A 17,500-nucleotide genomic window follows, 5' to 3' on the forward strand; every position below is an offset into this window, starting at 1 on the left:
CGACACTTGTCGACACTTCACAATTAATGGACCTGCGCCAGATGGCTTAAATCCACCGGCTGGTCGCGCTCCATGGCCTCATACAGACGGTCATAGACGGTGGCGATGATCGCCAGGTAGTGTTCCAGCACCGCTTCGCGGGAACGGTTACTGATGCGACCGTCAATCACCCCTTCCGCATCCAGCGTCGCCTGGGCGATCAGCCGTTTGTCATCGCCATTTTTGCTTTCTACGTAGTATTCGATGGTGTGGCTGTTAAAGCCTTCCGCCAGCGCGACATATACCTGAAAGTGGCCGAACAGCACGAAGCACAGCTCTTTGTCCGGCGCGCAGCTCATCGCGTGATGCAGACGCGCTTTCGACAGGGTGATGCCCTGAACCAGCGAGTTGCAGTATGTGTGCCACTGCTCCTGATGCTGGCGGTGACGATCGGCGATGTAGTCCGCCTTTTCACTTAATTCCCAAATTGTCATCCCGGATCCTCCCGTTACATGAGATGCACCGGTTAAGCATTTTCCATGCCAAAATTTATTTATATGAATTTAAAGGAATTATTAAAAATACTGGCGCCATCGCGACATGTCGATGACAGCCATCCGTCGTCGTCATCGACAGTTCCCCCGCCGTTTATGGTCTCCTGGCATCGTTATTGCATATAGCCGCCATAGTATTAACGGAGGCCAACATGCACGAAATCACGCTAAGCCAGCGAGCGCTGGAAATCATTGAGCAACAGGCGCGGCAAAACGGCGCGCGCCGGGTCACCGGCGTGTGGCTGAAGGTCGGCGCGTTTTCCTGCGTGGAGGCCAGCGCCCTCACCTTCTGTTTTGAACTGGTGTGCCGCGGCACGCTGGCGGAAGGCTGCGCGCTGCACATTGCCGAGCAACAGGCTGAATGCTGGTGTGAACGCTGTCAGCAGTATGTGCATCTTGTCTCTCAGCATGTCCGCCGCTGCCCGCACTGCGATAACGACCAGTTGCAGATCGTGGCGGATGATGGCTTACAGATTCAGCGTTTAGAATTGGAGTAAAAATTATGTGTACGACTTGCGGATGCGGAGAAGGCAACCTTTATATCGAAGGCGATGAACATAACCCGCATTCGGCGTTTCGCAGCGCCCCCTTCGCTCCCGCCCCGCGTCAGACCATGACCATCACCGGCGTAAAAACCGATAACTTCACCCCGACCCGGAGCGCGCAAGGCGATCTGCACTACGGCCACGGCGAAGCGGGTACCCATGCGCCGGGGCAAAGCCAGCGGCGGATGCTGGAAATCGAAATCGACGTGCTGGATAAAAACAACCGCCTGGCGGCGCGCAACCGCGCGCGCTTCGCGGCGAACAATCAACTGGTACTGAATCTGGTCTCCAGCCCCGGCTCCGGTAAAACCACCCTGCTCACCGAAACCCTGACGCGCCTGAAAGGCATCGTCGACTGCGCGGTCATTGAAGGCGATCAGCAGACGGTCAACGATGCCGCGCGTATCCGCGCCACCGGCACGCCGGCGATTCAGGTCAATACCGGCAAGGGCTGCCATCTCGATGCGCAAATGATTGCCGACGCCTCTGCGCGTCTGCCGGCTGGCGATAACGGTATTCTGTTTATCGAAAACGTCGGCAACCTGGTCTGCCCGGCCAGCTTCGACCTTGGCGAACGTCATAAAGTGGCGGTGCTGTCGGTTACCGAGGGAGAAGATAAACCGCTGAAGTATCCGCATATGTTTGCCGCCGCGAGCCTGATGCTGCTCAACAAAGTCGACCTGCTGCCGTACCTCAACTTTGACGTCGAGAAGTGCCTCGCCTGCGCGCGGGAAGTGAATCCGCATATCGAGATTATTTTGCTCTCCGCCACCAGCGGCGCAGGCATGGAGCAGTGGCTTAACTGGCTGGAGACACAGCGATGTGCATAGGCATTCCGGGGCAAATTCGCACGATTGACGGCGTGATGGCGAAGGTTGAAGTGTGCGGCATTCAGCGCGAAGTCGATCTGACGCTGGTCGGCGCCGTCGACGAGCAGGGCCAGCCGCGCATCGGTCAGTGGGTGCTGGTCCACGTCGGATTCGCCATGAGCGTGATTAACGAAGCCGAAGCGCGCGATACCCTCGAGGCGCTGCAAAACATGTTCGAGGTTGAACCGGACGTCGGCGCGCTGCTGTACGGCGAGGAGCGATAATGCGTTTTGTTGATGAATACCGCGCGCCGGAGCAGGTGCTGCAGCTGGTCGAACATCTGCAGCAGCGCGCCCGGCTGCTGGACTACAGTGAAGCCCGCCCGCTGCGGATGATGGAGGTCTGCGGCGGCCATACCCACGCCATCTTTAAATTCGGCCTCGACCAGCTATTACCGAGTAATATTGAATTTATTCACGGCCCCGGCTGCCCGGTGTGCGTCCTGCCGATGGGCCGCATTGATGCGTGTATCGAGATAGCCAGCCGTCCGGATGTGATTTTCTGCACCTTTGGCGATGCGATGCGCGTGCCGGGAAAAAACGGGTCGCTGCTGCAGGCGAAGAGTCGCGGCGCCGATGTGCGAATCGTTTACTCGCCGATGGACGCCCTGCGGCTGGCGCAGCAGAATCCACAGCGCGAAGTGGTGTTTTTCGGTCTCGGTTTCGAAACCACCATGCCCGCCACCGCGCTGACGCTGCGTCAGGCCCGCGAGCGCAACGTCGGCAACTTCTACTTTTTCTGTCAGCACATCACCTTACTGCCGACGCTGCGCAGCCTGCTGGACCAGCCGGACAACGGTATCGATGCGTTTCTCGCCCCCGGCCACGTCAGTATGGTGATTGGCACCGACGCCTACGGTTTCATCGCCAGCGACTATCATCGGCCATTAGTCGTTGCTGGATTTGAACCAGTTGATCTACTGCAAGGCGTGATCATGCTGGTTGAGCAGAAAATAGCGCAGCGCAGTCGGGTAGAGAATCAGTACCGTCGCGTGGTGCCGGATGCCGGTAACGCGCTGGCGCAGGCGGCAATCGCCGAGGTCTTTTGCCTGAGCGGCGATAGCGAATGGCGCGGCCTGGGGACGATCAACGATTCCGGCGTTTGCCTGACGCCAGATTATCAACGCTTTGACGCCGAGGCCCATTTCCGCCCGGCGCCGCAGCGGGTTTGCGACGACCCGCGCGCCCGCTGCGGTGAAGTGCTGACCGGGCGTTGTAAGCCACACCAGTGCCCGCTGTTTGGCCGCGTCTGCAATCCACAGAGCGCCTTTGGCGCGCTGATGGTCTCCTCAGAGGGCGCCTGCGCCGCCTGGTATCAATATCGCAGTCAGGAAAATAAAGCATGAAAAGCATTCAGTTAGCTCACGGTAGCGGCGGTCAGGCGATGCAGCAACTCATTGGCGAGCTGTTTATGCAGGCCTTCGCCAATCCCTGGCTGGCCGAACAAGAAGATCAGGCGCGTTTAGATCTCGCCGGGCTTGCCGCCCAGGGCGATCGGCTGGCCTTCTCAACGGACAGCTACGTCATTGATCCGTTATTTTTCCCCGGCGGCGATATCGGCAAGCTGGCGGTCTGCGGCACCGCCAACGACGTGGCGGTCAGCGGCGCCCTGCCGCGCTATCTCTCCTGCGGGTTTATCCTCGAAGAGGGGCTGGAGATGGCGACGCTGGAAGCGGTGGTGCGCAGCATGGCAACTACCGCGCAGCAAGCCGGGATTGCCATTGTGACCGGCGATACCAAAGTGGTGCCGCGCGGCGCAGCGGATAAATTATTCATCAATACCGCCGGTATTGGCGCCATCCCCGGCGATATTCACTGGGGAGTGCAGCAGATTAGCGCCGGCGATGTGCTGCTGGTCAGCGGCACGTTAGGCGATCACGGCGCCACCATTCTTAACCTGCGCGAACAGTTGGGGCTGGACGGCGCGTTATCCAGCGACTGCGCGGTGCTGACGCCGCTTATCCAAACCCTGCGCGAGATTCCGGGCATCAAAGCGCTACGCGACGCCACCCGCGGCGGCGTCAACGCGGTGGCGCACGAGTTCGCCGCTACCAGCGGCTGCGGTATCGAACTGCATGAAGCGAAGCTGCCGGTCAACGATACGGTACGAGGCGTCTGCGAACTGCTGGGGCTCGACGCGCTGAATTTCGCCAACGAAGGTAAACTGGTAATTGCCGTCGCCAGAGAAGCCGCGCTGCGCGTACTTGAGCATTTACGGTCTCACCCGCTCGGACAGAATGCCGCGATAATTGGCGACGTTGTCGAGCGCGCCGGCGTGCGCTCCGTAGGGTTATATGGCGTTAAACGGACGCTCGATCTTCCCCACGCCGAGCCGCTACCGAGAATTTGCTAACCACTGAACCGGCCCGGAGGGCGGAGGTCGCCTTATCAGGTCGACCTCAACGACGGCAACAATTGTTTTATTAACAGACTATTATTTGATTCATCTCTTTATTCTGCGCCGCGCTGCGGCGCTTTTTGGACTTAAGCAATGTCGTATACACCAATGGGCGATCTCGGGCAGCAGGGTCTGTTTGATATCACCCGTATTTTATTACAGCAGCCCGATCTGGCCGCGCTGAGCGAAACGCTAACCCGTCTGGTGCAGCAATCCTCGCTTGCCGACCGGGCGGCGATTATCTTGTGGAACCACGGCAACCATCGCGCCGCCAGGTACGCCTGCGACGACGCCGGACAGCCGGCAAGCTACGAAGATGAAACCGTACTGGCACATGGCCCGGTACGCCGCCTGCTGTCGCGCCCCGACGCGCTACATTGCGACAACGCGACCTTCGCCGAAACCTGGCCGCAGCTGGCCGCCAGCGGCATTTACCCGGAATTCGGCTACTACTGCCTGCTGCCGCTGGCGGCGGAAGGCCGCATCTTCGGCGGTTGTGAGTTCATCCGCGACGACAACCGGCCATGGAGCGAAAAAGAGTACCAGCGCCTGCATACTTTCGCGCAGATTGTCGCCGTCGTGACCGAGCAGATCCAAAACCGGGTCAGCAACAACGTCGATTACGATCTGCTGTGCCACGAGCGCGATAATTTCCGCATCCTGGTGGCCATTACCAACGCCGTCCTGTCGCGCCTCGATATTGACGAACTGGTCAGCGAGGTGGCAAAAGAGATCCACCGCTATTTCCGCATCGACGCGATAAGCGTGGTGCTGCGCAGCAACCGCAAAGGCAAGCTCAACATTTACTCCACCCACTATCTCGACGCCAGCCATCCGGTCCACGACCAAAGCGAAGTCGATGAAGCCGGCACGCTAACCGAGCGGGTGTTTAAGAGCAAAGAGATGCTGTTGCTCAATCTGCATGAGCACGACTCGTTGGCGCCGTATGAGAAAATGCTCTTCGAGATGTGGGATAACCAGATCCAGACCCTGTGCCTGTTACCGCTCATGTCCGGCAATACGCTGCTCGGGGTGCTGAAGCTGGCACAGTGCGATGAGCAAGTATTTACCACTACCAACCTTAAACTGCTGCGGCAAATCGCCGAACGCGTATCGATAGCTATCGATAACGCCCTCGCCTATCGCGAGATCCAGCGGCTGAAAGAACGGCTGGTGGATGAAAACCTGGCGCTCACTGAACAGCTCAACAACGTCGAAAGCGAGTTCGGCGAAATCATTGGTCGCAGCGAAGCGATGCACAGCGTGCTCAAGCAGGTGGAAATGGTAGCGCAGAGCGACAGTACGGTGCTGATCCTCGGTGAAACCGGCACCGGTAAGGAACTGATCGCTCGCGCTATTCATAACCTGAGCGGGCGCAACGGCCGACGGATGGTGAAAATGAACTGCGCGGCGATGCCCGCTGGCCTGCTGGAAAGCGATCTGTTCGGCCACGAGCGCGGCGCTTTTACCGGCGCCAGCGCCCAGCGTATCGGCCGTTTCGAACTGGCGGACAAAAGCTCGCTGTTCCTCGATGAGGTCGGCGATATGCCGCTGGAGCTGCAGCCGAAGCTGCTGCGCGTTCTTCAGGAGCAGGAATTCGAACGCCTGGGCAGTAATAAACTGATTCAGACCGATGTACGGCTGATCGCCGCCACCAACCGCGATCTCAAACAGATGGTTATCGATCGTGAATTCCGCAGCGATCTTTACTATCGGCTCAATGTGTTCCCGATCCACCTGCCGCCGCTGCGCGAACGGCCGGACGATATTCCGCTGCTGGTGAAAGCCTTCACCTTCAAAATCGCCCGCCGTCTGGGGCGCAACATCGACAGTATTCCGGCGGAGACCCTGCGCACGCTTTCGCGCATGGATTGGCCGGGCAACGTGCGCGAGCTGGAAAACGTCGTCGAGCGCGCGGTGTTGTTAACCCGCGGCAACGTACTGCAACTGTCGCTGCCGGAAATGCATATTGAACAGGAGACGCTAGCGCCGGAAGTGCTGCCGGAGGAAGGCGAAGATGAATATCAGCTCATCGTCCGGGTATTGAAAGAGAGCAACGGCGTGGTGGCCGGGCCAAAAGGTGCCGCCCAGCGCCTGGGGCTCAAGCGCACGACGCTGCTGTCGCGCATGAAACGTTTAGGCATTAATAAGGATCGGTTAGTCTAGCCCGACGATATGTCTCTCATGGCGTAGGGATTTTCCCGGAGGCGGCGCATTGCGCCTTCTCCGGGCTACCAAATCGCACAGGACCGTAGGTCGGATAAGCGTAGCGCCATCCGACAAAATAACGCGGCGACCCATCGAATAGCGGACCGCCCCTGATTTAATCCCCTTCACAATCCTTCTCAACCTAATCATTACCTCAACATCTAAATAAGAATTATTTTCATTTATAAATAGCTTGTGCTATATAACATAGCAAAGGCTATAAACGATGATTAAATAATCGCAATACCGTGAGGGATCCTATGACGCATCTGCCGCCGTTCAAGCACCTGTTGTTCTCCGCCGCATTAGCGCTGCTTGCTATCGCCCCCGCTCAGGCGCAAGAAAAATTCAAAGTCATTACCACCTTCACCGTGATCGCCGATATGGCGCAGAACGTCGCCGGCGACGCCGCTGACGTCAGCTCAATCACCAAACCGGGCGCGGAAATTCACGAATACCAGCCGACGCCGGGCGATATCAAACGCGCGCAGGGGGCGAAGCTTATTCTCGCCAACGGCCTCAACCTCGAACTGTGGTTCGCCCGTTTTTATCAGCACCTGAACGGCGTACCGGAAGTCGTGGTCAGTAACGGTATTCAGCCGATGGGCATCAGCGATGGCCCCTACAACGGCAAACCTAACCCGCACGCGTGGATGTCGGCGGATAATGCGCTGATCTACGTCGATAACATTCGCGATGCGCTGGTGAAATACGATCCCGTCAATGCCGACACCTATCGCCGCAACGCCGACGCCTACAAAGATAAAATCCGCCAGACCATGGCGCCGCTGAAGGCCGAACTGGCGAAACTGCCGGCGGACAAACGCTGGCTGGTTACCAGCGAAGGCGCATTCTCCTATCTGGCGCGCGATAACGGCCTGCAGGAGCGTTATCTGTGGCCGATTAACGCCGACCAGCAGGGCACGCCGCAGCAGGTGCGTAAAACCATCGACACCATGAAGAAGGAGCATATCCCGACCATCTTCAGTGAAAGCACCATCTCCGACAAACCGGCGCGACAGGTCGCCCGTGAAGCCGGCGCCCACTATGGCGGCGTGCTGTATGTTGACTCGCTAAGCGCCGCCGACGGCCCGGTGCCGACTTATCTTGACCTGCTGCGTGTCACCACCGAAACCATCGTCAAAGGGATCAACGATGGCCTGAGGAAACAGTCATGATTGCGCCGCAAGCGGGACTTATCGTCGACCAGGTCACGGTGACCTATCGCAACGGCCACACCGCCCTGCGCGATGCCTCGTTCAGCGTTCCGCGCGGATCGATTGCCGCGCTGGTGGGGGTCAACGGCTCCGGTAAATCCACGTTGTTCAAAGCGCTGATGGGTTTCGTGCGCGTCGGCCACGGCGATATCGCCATTCTCGGCCAGCCGGTCAACCGCGCGCTACGGCAAAATCTTGTTGCCTACGTACCGCAATCGGAAGAGGTGGACTGGTCTTTTCCGGTGCTGGTGGAAGATGTAGTGATGATGGGCCGCTATGGTCATATGGGCTGGCTGCGGCGGGCGAAGCCCCGCGACCGGCAGATTGTCGATGCCGCGCTGGCCCGCGTAGGGATGAGCGAATACCGCAAAAGACAGATTGGCGAGCTCTCCGGCGGGCAGAAAAAGCGCGTGTTCCTCGCCCGCGCCATTGCTCAGGAAGGCAAAGTCATCCTGCTCGATGAGCCTTTTACCGGCGTCGATGTGCAGACCGAGGCGCGGATCATCACCCTGCTGCGAGAACTGCGCGACGAAGGCTGTACCATGCTGGTCTCTACCCATAACCTCGGTTCAGTCAGCGAATTTTGCGATTATACGGTGATGGTGAAAGGCACCGTGCTGGCCAGCGGCCCGACGGAAACCACCTTCACCGCCGAGAATCTGGAGCTGGCCTTCAGCGGCGTATTGCGTCACGTCACGCTCACCGGCGCGGAAGAGCGCATTATTACCGACGATGAGCGACCGTTTATCAGCCATCGCGCGGCGGGGGGGCAACGATGAGCTGGCTGCTGGAGCCGTTTGGCTATCAATACATGCTCAACGCGATGTGGGTCTCGGCATTAGTCGGCGGCGTCTGCGCCTTTCTCTCCTGCTACCTGATGCTCAAAGGCTGGTCGCTGATTGGCGACGCCCTCTCCCACTCGATCGTTCCCGGCGTCGCCGGCGCTTATATGCTCGGCCTGCCCTTTGCACTCGGCGCGTTTCTCTCCGGCGGCCTGGCGGCAGGCAGCATGCTGTTTCTTAACCAGCGTTCGCGACTAAAAGAGGACGCCATCATCGGGCTGATTTTCTCCTCGTTTTTCGGCATCGGCCTGTTTATGGTGTCGCTGAATCCGACCTCGGTGAACATTCAGACCATTATTCTCGGCAATATCCTCGCCATCGCTCCGGAGGATATTATCCAACTGGCGGCGATTGGCTTTATTTCGATGGCGATCCTGTTGCTGAAGTGGAAAGACCTGATGGTCACCTTCTTCGACGAAAACCACGCCCGCTCGATTGGCCTTAACACCAGCGGCCTGAAGCTGCTGTTCTTCACTCTGTTGGCCGCCTGCACCGTGGCGGCGCTGCAAACCGTCGGCGCGTTTCTGGTCATCTGTCTGGTCGTGACGCCCGGTGCCACCGCCTGGCTGTTAACCGACCGCTTCCCGCGTCTGCTGGCCATCGCCGTCGCTATCGGCAGTCTGACCAGCTTCTTCGGCGCGTGGCTGAGCTACTATCTTGATGGCGCCACCGGCGGCATCATCGTGGTGGCGCAGACGCTGCTGTTCTTAGCTACCTTTGTCTTTGCGCCGAAGCACGGCCTGCTGGCCAACCGCCGTCGCGCCAGGGAGGCCTCATGCTAACGATGCTCCTTGAACCATTACAGTTTCCGTTTATGGTCAACGCGATGCTAGTGGCGACGATCGTCGCCGTCCCCTGTGCGCTGCTGTCGGTATTTCTGGTGTTAAAAGGCTGGGCGCTGATGGGCGATGCCATGAGCCACGCGGTGTTTCCCGGCGTGGTGGTGGCCTACATTATTGGCATCCCCTTCGCCATCGGCGCGTTTATTGCCGGCTTATTTTGCGCCGTCGCCACCGGTTTTCTCGACGATAACAGCCGCATCAAGCGCGATACCATTATGGGGATCGTCTTCTCGGGGATGTTCGGCGCCGGGCTGGTGCTGTACGTGGCGATTCAATCCGACATTCATCTCGACCACATTCTGTTTGGCGATATGCTGGGAATATCCGCCAGCGATATCGGGCAAACGGCGGTGATTGCGCTGGCGATTGCGCTGATTATCGGGCTAAAGTGGCGCGATTTTTTACTGCACGCCTTTGATCCCAATCAGGCCAAAGCCAGCGGCCTGCGCTGCGGGCTGCTGCATTATGGTCTGCTGTGCATGATCGCGCTGACTATCGTCGCGACGTTAAAGTCGGTGGGGATTATTCTGTCGATTTCGCTGCTGATAGCGCCCGGCGCTATCGCTCTGCTGCTGACGCGGCGCTTTGTCAGCGCATTATTGCTGGCAACGGTAATCGCCGTGGGCTGTTCGCTGGCGGGCGTCTGGCTGTCGTTTTATCTCGATAGCGCCCCGGCGCCAACCATCGTGGTGCTATTTACCGCGCTGTTCGTGCTGGCCTTTGTCGCCAGCACGATCCGTGACGGTCAGAAACAGAGGGCGTCAGCAACGATCTCCGATGGCGGTTAACGCCAGCGCGAGCAGGGAGAATTGTCGGATGGCGCTACGCTTATCCGACCTACGATCCTTCAACCGCGATCCCGGTGGCGGCGAAGCGCAGCGCAAACCGTGGAAAGGCCACTATTTTTTCGGCCGATATTTTTCCGGCAGCTCCGGCACCGGCCGCCTGTCGTCAATCAGGTGACGAATGGTCAGAATCGGATGCCGCCAGAGCATCCGCGGCCCGGCCCAGCGCATGATCCGCTTCATCTCTTCTCGCTTCGCCGGCTGATAGCAATGTACCGGACACTGTTTACAGGCCGGCTTCTCTTCGCCAAATACGCACTTATCCAGCCGCTTGTCGGCGTAAGCGTTAAGCGCCAGGTAATGTTCGCCATCGTTGCGCGCATCCGGGCTGCGGCGCTGATAAAGCCTGATCATATTGCCGATAGTCTTCTTTTCGCGATCGATGCGTTTGCCCATGTCACAGCCTCAAGCTAATAAGATGCATTGATTATACACCTTTGTATCTGTCAGGGCATCTCACTGCTTCAGATGCTGGATTAACTGCAGAGCGGCTCCGGATAACACGCCAAAATGGCTCCAGGCATAGAAATCTCTGACAAACACGCTGCCCTCCGCTTCCAGCGGTCGCAACAATCCAAGCTTCTCTTCCAGTCGATAGACGGGGGCAGGCATTGACGTTAAAAGATCGCTCTCAGCGATAAAGGATTTTATCGCCGCGGATGAAGCGCACTCGATAATAGGAACCGGACAGGGTAACTGATGCGAGCGAAAAATATCTTCAAGGATAAGCATCGGCGTGCTTAATGGCGGCGGCATGATCCACGGATAGTCGAGCATCGCCGCAAGCGACAGACGTTTTTCTTTTTGTAGCGGATGGCCTGGCCTTGAAATGATACAAATACGATCCTGCCAGTTAATTTTTCCACGAACTACGATTTTATCGTCGTGCGGTAAAGGCCCGCAGAGGGCGATATCTATTTCATGCATCAGCAGCAGCTTAAACAACTCTGAGTCAATGCGGTCGAATATTTTGATGTGTATCTGGGGATGGCGTTTATGAAAGGCGGCTAATTTATCAATAAAATGGCTGGTTAACAGACTGGATACGCAGCCGATTCTCAAAATCCCCTTGCCCGCCCCGCGGATCAGCGCCATTTCCTCTCTGGCTTTGTTCTCCGTGTTCAACATTGTCATGGCATAGGGTAAAAACGCGCTGCCGTACTCGCTTAACGCCATTCCATGCTTATGCCGTTCAAATAAGGTAGCATTCAGATCCTCCTCCAGGGTCAGCAACAATCGGCTTAGCCCGGATTGCGTAATCCCCATTTTCTCCGCTGCCAGAGTTAAATTCCCTTCGCTGGCGACGGTAAGAAAGGCTTGTATTTGTTTAATTTTCATAGCCATGACAATTACTCATTGAACGAATTATTTTTACATTTCCCTGACGCTTCTTTTTGCGTCAAGAATGCAGTAAGCAACGAAAAAAATGAATAGTGCAACAGCGGCGTATTTCCGGGGTGAACACTCTCAATATTTATAGTTCAACACCCTGCCCCTAACGATAATTTATAATGAGAATAAATCACTATGACACAGAACAACATCCTATTAATCCTCGGCGCTATTTTACCCGTTATCATTACCGTTCTCATTGGCTATATCAGCGGTAAACGCAAAGACTTTAACTGGCAGCAGGCTGGTGATATTAATAAAATTGTGATGCTGTATGCTTTACCGCTGAGCATTTTCAGTAATATGGTCATGACGCCGCGGCATATCGTGATGAGTATGGGCCCTGTCGCTATCGCTATTATCCTGGCGCTAATTCTGAGTTTCCTTATTCCCTTAGCTATCGCCCGTTATGTCTGTAAACGCTCCCTGGCGCTCAGTACGCTACAGGCTCTGGCCATCGGCTCGCCGGCCGTTCCCTTCATTGGCACCTCGGTACTGGCTTTTTTATTCGGCACCGTCAGCGCCTCATTAATTACTGTTTCCAGTATTACGCAAAATGTCTTCCAGCTCCCGCTGGTGATGATTCTGATGTCCATTGCAACGGGGGATAAAAGCCAGAATATCTCTTTTGCCACGCGGGTCCTCAACGCCATCAAGCAGCCGGTGGTATGGTCACCAGTTGTCGCGCTGATATTAGTATTAATGGATATTCATATTCCTGAAACCGTATCAATGTCGCTAGGTCTGTTGGGTAAGGCCTCCGGCGGACTGGCGCTGTTTGCCGCAGGTATCGTGCTCTATACTCGCAGCATTGTCATCACCTCCGCCACCATTATTACCGTTATCGCCCGTAATATTCTTGTGCCCGGCGCCTGCTACCTCATTTTGTTAAAAATGGGTTTCAGCATGGAGCAAATAAAACAAGTGGTATTAACGATGGCGATTCCTGTGGGCTCGATCGCCATTATTATTGCTATGCAATATAAGTCCGGCGAGCAAGAAATGGCCTCGACCATGGCGCTAAGTATTATTACTTCCATCATTACGATGGGCGCATTTATTTTCCTGACCTTTTAATCACGGCGATAACATCGCGTTAATCCGGAGAGAATATGACTTCTATCACTGTATCGGCCGCTGAATTATTACTGCACCGGCTTCAGGCCCTCGACGTGGCCTATATTTTTATTAATTCGGGTACCGATTATCCCCCGGTTATTGAAGCGTGGGCCAAAATGCGCGCCACGGGACAACAGGTGCCGGAGCTGGTGATATGTCCCCACGAGAACGCCGCCATCGGCATGGCCCACGGCTATTATCTCGGGAGCGGGAAGGTGCAGGCCGTCATGGTTCACACTAACGTAGGCCTGGCCAATGCCGCCTGCGGCGTCATCAATCTGGCCAACAGCAATATTCCGGTGCTGATTTTTGGCGGACGCACGCCGATTAGCGAGCATTCACACTTTGGTTGTCGCAACACGCCGATTGGCTACGGCCAGGAGATGCGCGATCAGGCGGCGCTCATTCGCGAGTCGGTGAAATGGGACTTCGAATTACGCATTGCCGATCAGGTCGGCGAGCATGTTGACAGAGCATGGGCGATAGCCCGTTCATTGCCAAAGGGGCCGGTGTATTTGAGCCTGCCCCGCGAGCCGCTATGCGAAACGTTCACCATCGATGAACAAGCGCTTTATGCCGCACCAACTCAACAGCCGGTCCGCTATGCGCCAACGCGGGCGGATATTGCCAGCGCCGCCGATGCGATAGCCAATGCCAGACAGCCGATCATCTTCGCCCAGCGCGGCGCAAGAACGTCCGGGGGCTTTGCGCGACTCAATACCCTGGTTAAGGAGTGGGCTATTCCGGTGGTGGAATACTGGGGTACTGAAGTCACCCTTAGCAGCGACAATCCTATGCTGGCCGGCAGCGATCCCGAAGGCTGGCTTTCCGCCGCCGACGTCATCATCGTTATCGACTCACAGGCCCCGTGGATCATCGAAGAAAGCTGCTGCAACGACGGCTGTAAGCTTATCCAGATCGGCCCCGATCCGCTTTTTTCCCGCTACCCCGTCCGCGGTTATCGCGCCGATATCAATCTGGCCGGAGAAACCGACGAGGTATTCGAACTTTTACAAGAGGCGCTCCAGCCGCTTGTGGCAGCGAAGCAACAGCAGGTGGCTGAACGTGAAAAGCATGTGCTTAGCCTGATACAACACGCGAAGAACCAACGGGAAGCCCTCCTCCACGCCGGTCAAAAAGGGGCGATTGGCAAACCCTGGCTGAGCTACTGTCTGGGTCAACTTGCCAATCAACATCAGGGGAAGATCGTCTCCGAACTGACAACAATGCCGCAGTTCGCCGGCCTGACTCAGGCGGACAGTTATTACCAGGAAGCGCTGGCGGGTGGTCTGGGTGAAGCGTTGCCCATCGCCTTAGGGCTGCAGCTCGCCCGGCGAGGCGAGCTAATCATCGCCGCCGTGGGCGACGGCTCCTATCTCTTTGCCAATCCGGCGGTATGTCATCACATCGCGGAAGTGATGAAGCTTCCCGTACTGGTGGTGGTTGGCAACAATGGCGGCTGGGGAGCGGTAGCGGGCGGCACCAAAGCGCTCTATCCCGACGGCTATGCCGCCAAAATGGAAGCTATTCCGGCCACCGCGTTTTCGTCGTCGCCAGATTTCGCCGCGCTCGCCGCCTCCAGCCGCGCGGCTGCGCTGACGGTTTCGCTGGCGGAAGATCTCCCAGGCGTACTGGAAGAGGCGGTCGCTATTATTCGCACTCGCCGACAAAGCGTACTGGTCAACGTTGAACTAGGACGTTAATCGCAGACAGCCGTTTTAGATCTGCTTCCCGGCATTATCCACGTGTCCCAACGCTTTTTCCGGGAAGCAGACGTCCCGCACTCGCCGTTTCAGTTCGGCCGCGTCCGGGAAACCGCCGTCCCGTTTGCGCTCCCAAATGAGCGCCTCATCGACGCTCACCGTAAAAATGCCGCCGGTACCGGGCACCAGCGTGACCGAAGCGATATCGGTACTAAAGGTATGCAGCAGCTCCTGGGCCATCCAGCTGGCGCGCAGCATCCAGTTGCATTGGGAACAGTAGTGAATGGTAATCGCCGCTTTATGAGTCATGTTGTGTTGCTCTCGTCCGAAGGAATGTAAACAAAATGCAGAATATACCCGTCATACTTCAAGTTGCATGTGCGTTGGCTTCCTCGCTCACCCCAGTCACTTACTTGAGTAAGCTCCTGGGGATTCTCTGCGTCGCCGCCTGCCTGCAACTCGAATTATTTAGGGTATAGGTAAATATTTTGTTGCAAACGATAATACCTATCATTACCATTCGCAATTACTAAATCAGGAATACCACTGTCCGCCAGGGAAAACACGGACCAACCTGCACTCTGGAAGTAACGCGTGAGCCGATACTAATAATTATCAAGGCGTGGCTACAAATGTACAAATCGACTCAATCAGCAGCATGGTGTAAGAAAAGCCTGCTGGCGACTTCTCTGCTCGCAGCAATCGCGCAGAATGCCGCTATCGCGGCCGTGACCCAGGATAACACGACGGATAGCGCGGAACAGATGGTGGTGACCGCCCCGGCCCCACAGCTGAAAGCCGGCAGCGAGCACTCCGTGAGCGCGCAGGAACTGCAGGACAAAGGCGCCAACGACTTCGGCTCAATCATGCGTTATGAACCCCTCATCAGCGCCACCGGCGCCAGCGGCGGTTCCGGCAACGGTAAAAGCGGTTTCGATCGCGGCGGCTATACCGGCTACAACATCCGCGGCCTCGAAAGCAACCGCGTCGGCATCGATGTTGACGGCATTGCCCAGCCAAACGCCACCGGCCGCGGCTACGTTGGCCGTTCCGGCCTCAACACCTTTGGCATTGGCCGCGATTATATCGATCCCTATATGTACGGCAGCGTGGATATTCAGTCGGGCGCCACCTCAACCGAGACCGCTAACAGCTCAATCGGCGGCAACGTCTCCTTCCGCCCGAAATCGGCGGATGACTATCTGCGCCCGGGCAAAACCAGCGCCTTTGGCTACCAGAGCGGCTACGACTCTTCCGACCGCAGCTGGCATAACGGCGTCACCGTCGCCGGCGGCGATGAAACGCTGCGCGGCATTTTCGTCTACAGCCGCCGCGATGGCCAGGAAACCGAGAACAACAGCGGCAGCGTCGACGCTTACCCGGCAAACTGGCACTCTGACGCGTTTATGGCCTCCGGCATCTGGCAGCCGAACGATGAACATAAGTTCACCAGCACCTTCGACTACTATCACAAGACCAACCACAGCCACTTCGATTCGTGGGACTCCAGCGGTAACAGCGTGATCGGCACCGCCAACCAAACCAACCAGACGCGGCGCTGGGGGCTGAGCCTGAAAGACGACTGGACGCCGCTGAACGATTACATCGACAGCGTCTCGACCAAGGTTTACTACCAGCATACCGAGGCTCACGACTGGACCTGGATGCCGGATAGCGTCACCCGCAAAATGCAGACGGTCAATTCCGACTACGATACCGATACCTGGGGCCTGCAGACTATGCTCGCGAAAAGTATCGGCCGCCACGACCTGAGCGCCGGTTTTAACGCCAGCACGACCAAAACCCAGCGGCCATTTAGCCAGTCGCCGATCCCCAGCGTCTACAGCGAAATTATGCAGCCGGAAGCGGACAGCCGCAGCTACACCCTCGGCGGTTACGTGCAGGATCAGATCAACTTCGACCTCGATAGCCACAACTTCGCGATTATTCCCGGCGTACGCGTGACGCATCAGTCCACTAAACCGGAAGATCTGTCCGATCTTAGCGCCAACAGCAGCGTGCTCACCGAATCGTCGGTGGCGAATCTGTATGGTAAAAACAGCGACACCCAGGTGCTGCCATCATTGACGTTCCAGTACGACATTACGCCGCGGCTGATGACCTATCTGCAGTACCAGCGCGGCGCGCAGTTCCCGAATGCCAGCCAGCTGTATGGTTCGTGGAACCTGGGTTCCAGCTATGCCGGCAGCCAGCAGTACGCGCTTATCGGCAACAACGATCTGAAAACCGAGACCAGCGACAATATCGAATGGGGTATCAAGGGTGAAGTCACCGAAGGCATCACCGTGCGTACCGCGCTGTTCTACAACAGCTATAAGAACTTTATCGCCTATACGCGCTATTCGCGCGCCAACAATCCGGGCAAATTCACTAACGTCCCGTCGAATATTTACACCATTTATCAAGCGGAAAACCGCGATAAGGCCTATATCTACGGCGGCGAGATCAGCACTAAATTTAACTTCGGCACCTGGTTTGAGCAGGTAGATGGCCTGAGCGCCACCCTCGCCTGGGGCTATAGCGAAGGGAAATCGAAATCCAGCTACTACGGCGATAAATACGTCGACCTCGACAGCGTCGCGCCGATGAAAGCGATCGTCGGCGTGGCGTGGGACGATCCGGCTAAGCGCTACGGTACGGCGCTGACCGCCACCTTTGTTAAGGGCAAACAGGCCACTGCCACCAGCCGCGAGAGCTACAACAACACCGACTCCGCCATCGCCGATTCCAGCACCGAATATATGCGCGTGCCGGGCTACGGCATGCTGGACTGGACCGCTTACTGGCAGGTGGCGAAGAACGTTCGCCTCAACGGCGGGGTTTACAACATTACCGACCGTAAATACTGGGACTACCTGAGCAGCCGCAACATCGAGACCAGTACCAATCAGGATGCCAACGATAAAGCGCTGGCTGTGATGCCCGGAAGGACCTGGCAACTGGGCGTGAATATCGATTTCTGATCGC

The 17,500-nt window shown here is 57.1% G+C and carries 17 protein-coding genes; 13 read left to right on the top strand and 4 right to left on the bottom strand.

Annotation, left to right across the window (positions count from 1 at the left end; all coding sequences use genetic code 11):
• Positions 1–23 precede the first annotated feature (23 nt).
• Positions 24–473, bottom strand: coding sequence for a formate hydrogenlyase regulator HycA (gene hycA, locus ACSEMK_RS05775; RefSeq protein WP_015370024.1), 450 nt, complete (start codon positions 471–473; stop codon positions 24–26).
• A gap of 212 nt (positions 474–685) precedes the next feature.
• On the opposite strand from hycA, the gene hypA reads away from it, so the two are divergent.
• From hypA to ACSEMK_RS05825, 10 genes are all read left to right on the top strand, one after another.
• Entirely contained in the window at positions 686–1,030 is a 345-nt protein-coding gene (gene hypA / locus ACSEMK_RS05780; RefSeq protein WP_015370023.1) for a hydrogenase maturation nickel metallochaperone HypA, read from the top strand.
• A gap of 5 nt (positions 1,031–1,035) precedes the next feature.
• Positions 1,036–1,908 (top strand): hydrogenase nickel incorporation protein HypB, encoded by an 873-nt coding sequence (hypB, locus tag ACSEMK_RS05785; RefSeq protein WP_430914623.1) that lies wholly within the window; start codon positions 1,036–1,038, stop codon positions 1,906–1,908.
• Entirely contained in the window at positions 1,899–2,171 is a 273-nt protein-coding gene (locus ACSEMK_RS05790) for a HypC/HybG/HupF family hydrogenase formation chaperone (protein ID WP_015703264.1), read from the top strand. Before hypB ends, ACSEMK_RS05790 begins: the two co-directional genes overlap by 10 nt.
• Positions 2,171–3,292, top strand: coding sequence for a hydrogenase formation protein HypD (hypD, locus tag ACSEMK_RS05795; RefSeq protein ID WP_316424817.1), 1,122 nt, complete (start codon positions 2,171–2,173; stop codon positions 3,290–3,292). The genes ACSEMK_RS05790 and hypD overlap by 1 nt, the downstream gene beginning before the upstream one ends.
• On the top strand, positions 3,289–4,299 hold the full coding sequence (hypE, locus tag ACSEMK_RS05800; RefSeq protein WP_430914624.1) for a hydrogenase expression/formation protein HypE: 1,011 nt from the start codon (positions 3,289–3,291) through the stop codon (positions 4,297–4,299). The genes hypD and hypE overlap by 4 nt, the downstream gene beginning before the upstream one ends.
• 138 nt (positions 4,300–4,437) lie before the next feature.
• Positions 4,438–6,510 carry a formate hydrogenlyase transcriptional activator FlhA gene (flhA, locus tag ACSEMK_RS05805; protein WP_087858555.1) on the top strand — a complete coding sequence of 691 codons (2,073 nt, stop codon included), beginning with the start codon at positions 4,438–4,440 and terminating at the stop codon, positions 6,508–6,510.
• Positions 6,511–6,812: 302 nt separating this feature from the next.
• Positions 6,813–7,730, top strand: a complete 918-nt coding sequence (locus tag ACSEMK_RS05810; protein WP_087858556.1) for a metal ABC transporter substrate-binding protein — start codon at positions 6,813–6,815, stop codon at positions 7,728–7,730.
• Positions 7,727–8,548 (top strand): manganese/iron ABC transporter ATP-binding protein, encoded by an 822-nt coding sequence (locus tag ACSEMK_RS05815; RefSeq protein ID WP_047740375.1) that lies wholly within the window; start codon positions 7,727–7,729, stop codon positions 8,546–8,548. Before ACSEMK_RS05810 ends, ACSEMK_RS05815 begins: the two co-directional genes overlap by 4 nt.
• On the top strand, positions 8,545–9,393 hold the full coding sequence (gene sitC, locus ACSEMK_RS05820; protein ID WP_015370015.1) for an iron/manganese ABC transporter permease subunit SitC: 849 nt from the start codon (positions 8,545–8,547) through the stop codon (positions 9,391–9,393). Before ACSEMK_RS05815 ends, sitC begins: the two co-directional genes overlap by 4 nt.
• Positions 9,387–10,241, top strand: coding sequence for a metal ABC transporter permease (locus ACSEMK_RS05825; RefSeq protein ID WP_430914626.1), 855 nt, complete (start codon positions 9,387–9,389; stop codon positions 10,239–10,241). Before sitC ends, ACSEMK_RS05825 begins: the two co-directional genes overlap by 7 nt.
• Before the next feature lie 111 nt (positions 10,242–10,352).
• On the opposite strand, the gene ACSEMK_RS05830 is transcribed toward ACSEMK_RS05825, so the two are convergent.
• Both ACSEMK_RS05830 and ACSEMK_RS05835 read right to left on the bottom strand, forming a co-directional pair.
• Entirely contained in the window at positions 10,353–10,694 is a 342-nt protein-coding gene (locus tag ACSEMK_RS05830) for a nitrous oxide-stimulated promoter family protein (RefSeq protein ID WP_430914627.1), read from the bottom strand.
• Positions 10,695–10,754: 60 nt separating this feature from the next.
• A complete protein-coding gene (locus ACSEMK_RS05835) occupies positions 10,755–11,642 on the bottom strand; it encodes a LysR family transcriptional regulator (protein ID WP_015370012.1) in 888 nt (295 codons plus the stop codon).
• A gap of 183 nt (positions 11,643–11,825) precedes the next feature.
• Here ACSEMK_RS05835 and ACSEMK_RS05840 point away from each other — a divergent pair, with 183 nt between their 5' ends.
• Both ACSEMK_RS05840 and ACSEMK_RS05845 read left to right on the top strand, forming a co-directional pair.
• Positions 11,826–12,767: an AEC family transporter gene (locus ACSEMK_RS05840; protein ID WP_213317189.1), complete on the top strand. Its 942-nt coding sequence runs from the start codon at positions 11,826–11,828 to the stop codon at positions 12,765–12,767.
• Between the two features lie 35 nt (positions 12,768–12,802).
• On the top strand, positions 12,803–14,512 hold the full coding sequence (locus ACSEMK_RS05845; protein WP_430914628.1) for a thiamine pyrophosphate-requiring protein: 1,710 nt from the start codon (positions 12,803–12,805) through the stop codon (positions 14,510–14,512).
• A 15-nt stretch (positions 14,513–14,527) separates the two neighbouring features.
• Here the strand turns inward: ACSEMK_RS05845 and ACSEMK_RS05850 are convergent, their stop codons facing one another.
• Positions 14,528–14,821 (bottom strand): SelT/SelW/SelH family protein, encoded by a 294-nt coding sequence (locus ACSEMK_RS05850; protein WP_213317187.1) that lies wholly within the window; start codon positions 14,819–14,821, stop codon positions 14,528–14,530.
• A gap of 323 nt (positions 14,822–15,144) precedes the next feature.
• On the opposite strand from ACSEMK_RS05850, the gene ACSEMK_RS05855 reads away from it, so the two are divergent.
• Positions 15,145–17,496, top strand: coding sequence for a TonB-dependent receptor domain-containing protein (locus ACSEMK_RS05855; protein ID WP_430914629.1), 2,352 nt, complete (start codon positions 15,145–15,147; stop codon positions 17,494–17,496).
• The last annotated feature ends 4 nt before the right edge of the window (positions 17,497–17,500 follow it).

Origin of the sequence: Klebsiella sp. K-3 (genome assembly GCF_051207495.1) — a bacterium.
GTDB classification, from domain to species: Bacteria; Pseudomonadota; Gammaproteobacteria; order Enterobacterales; family Enterobacteriaceae; genus Klebsiella; species Klebsiella aerogenes.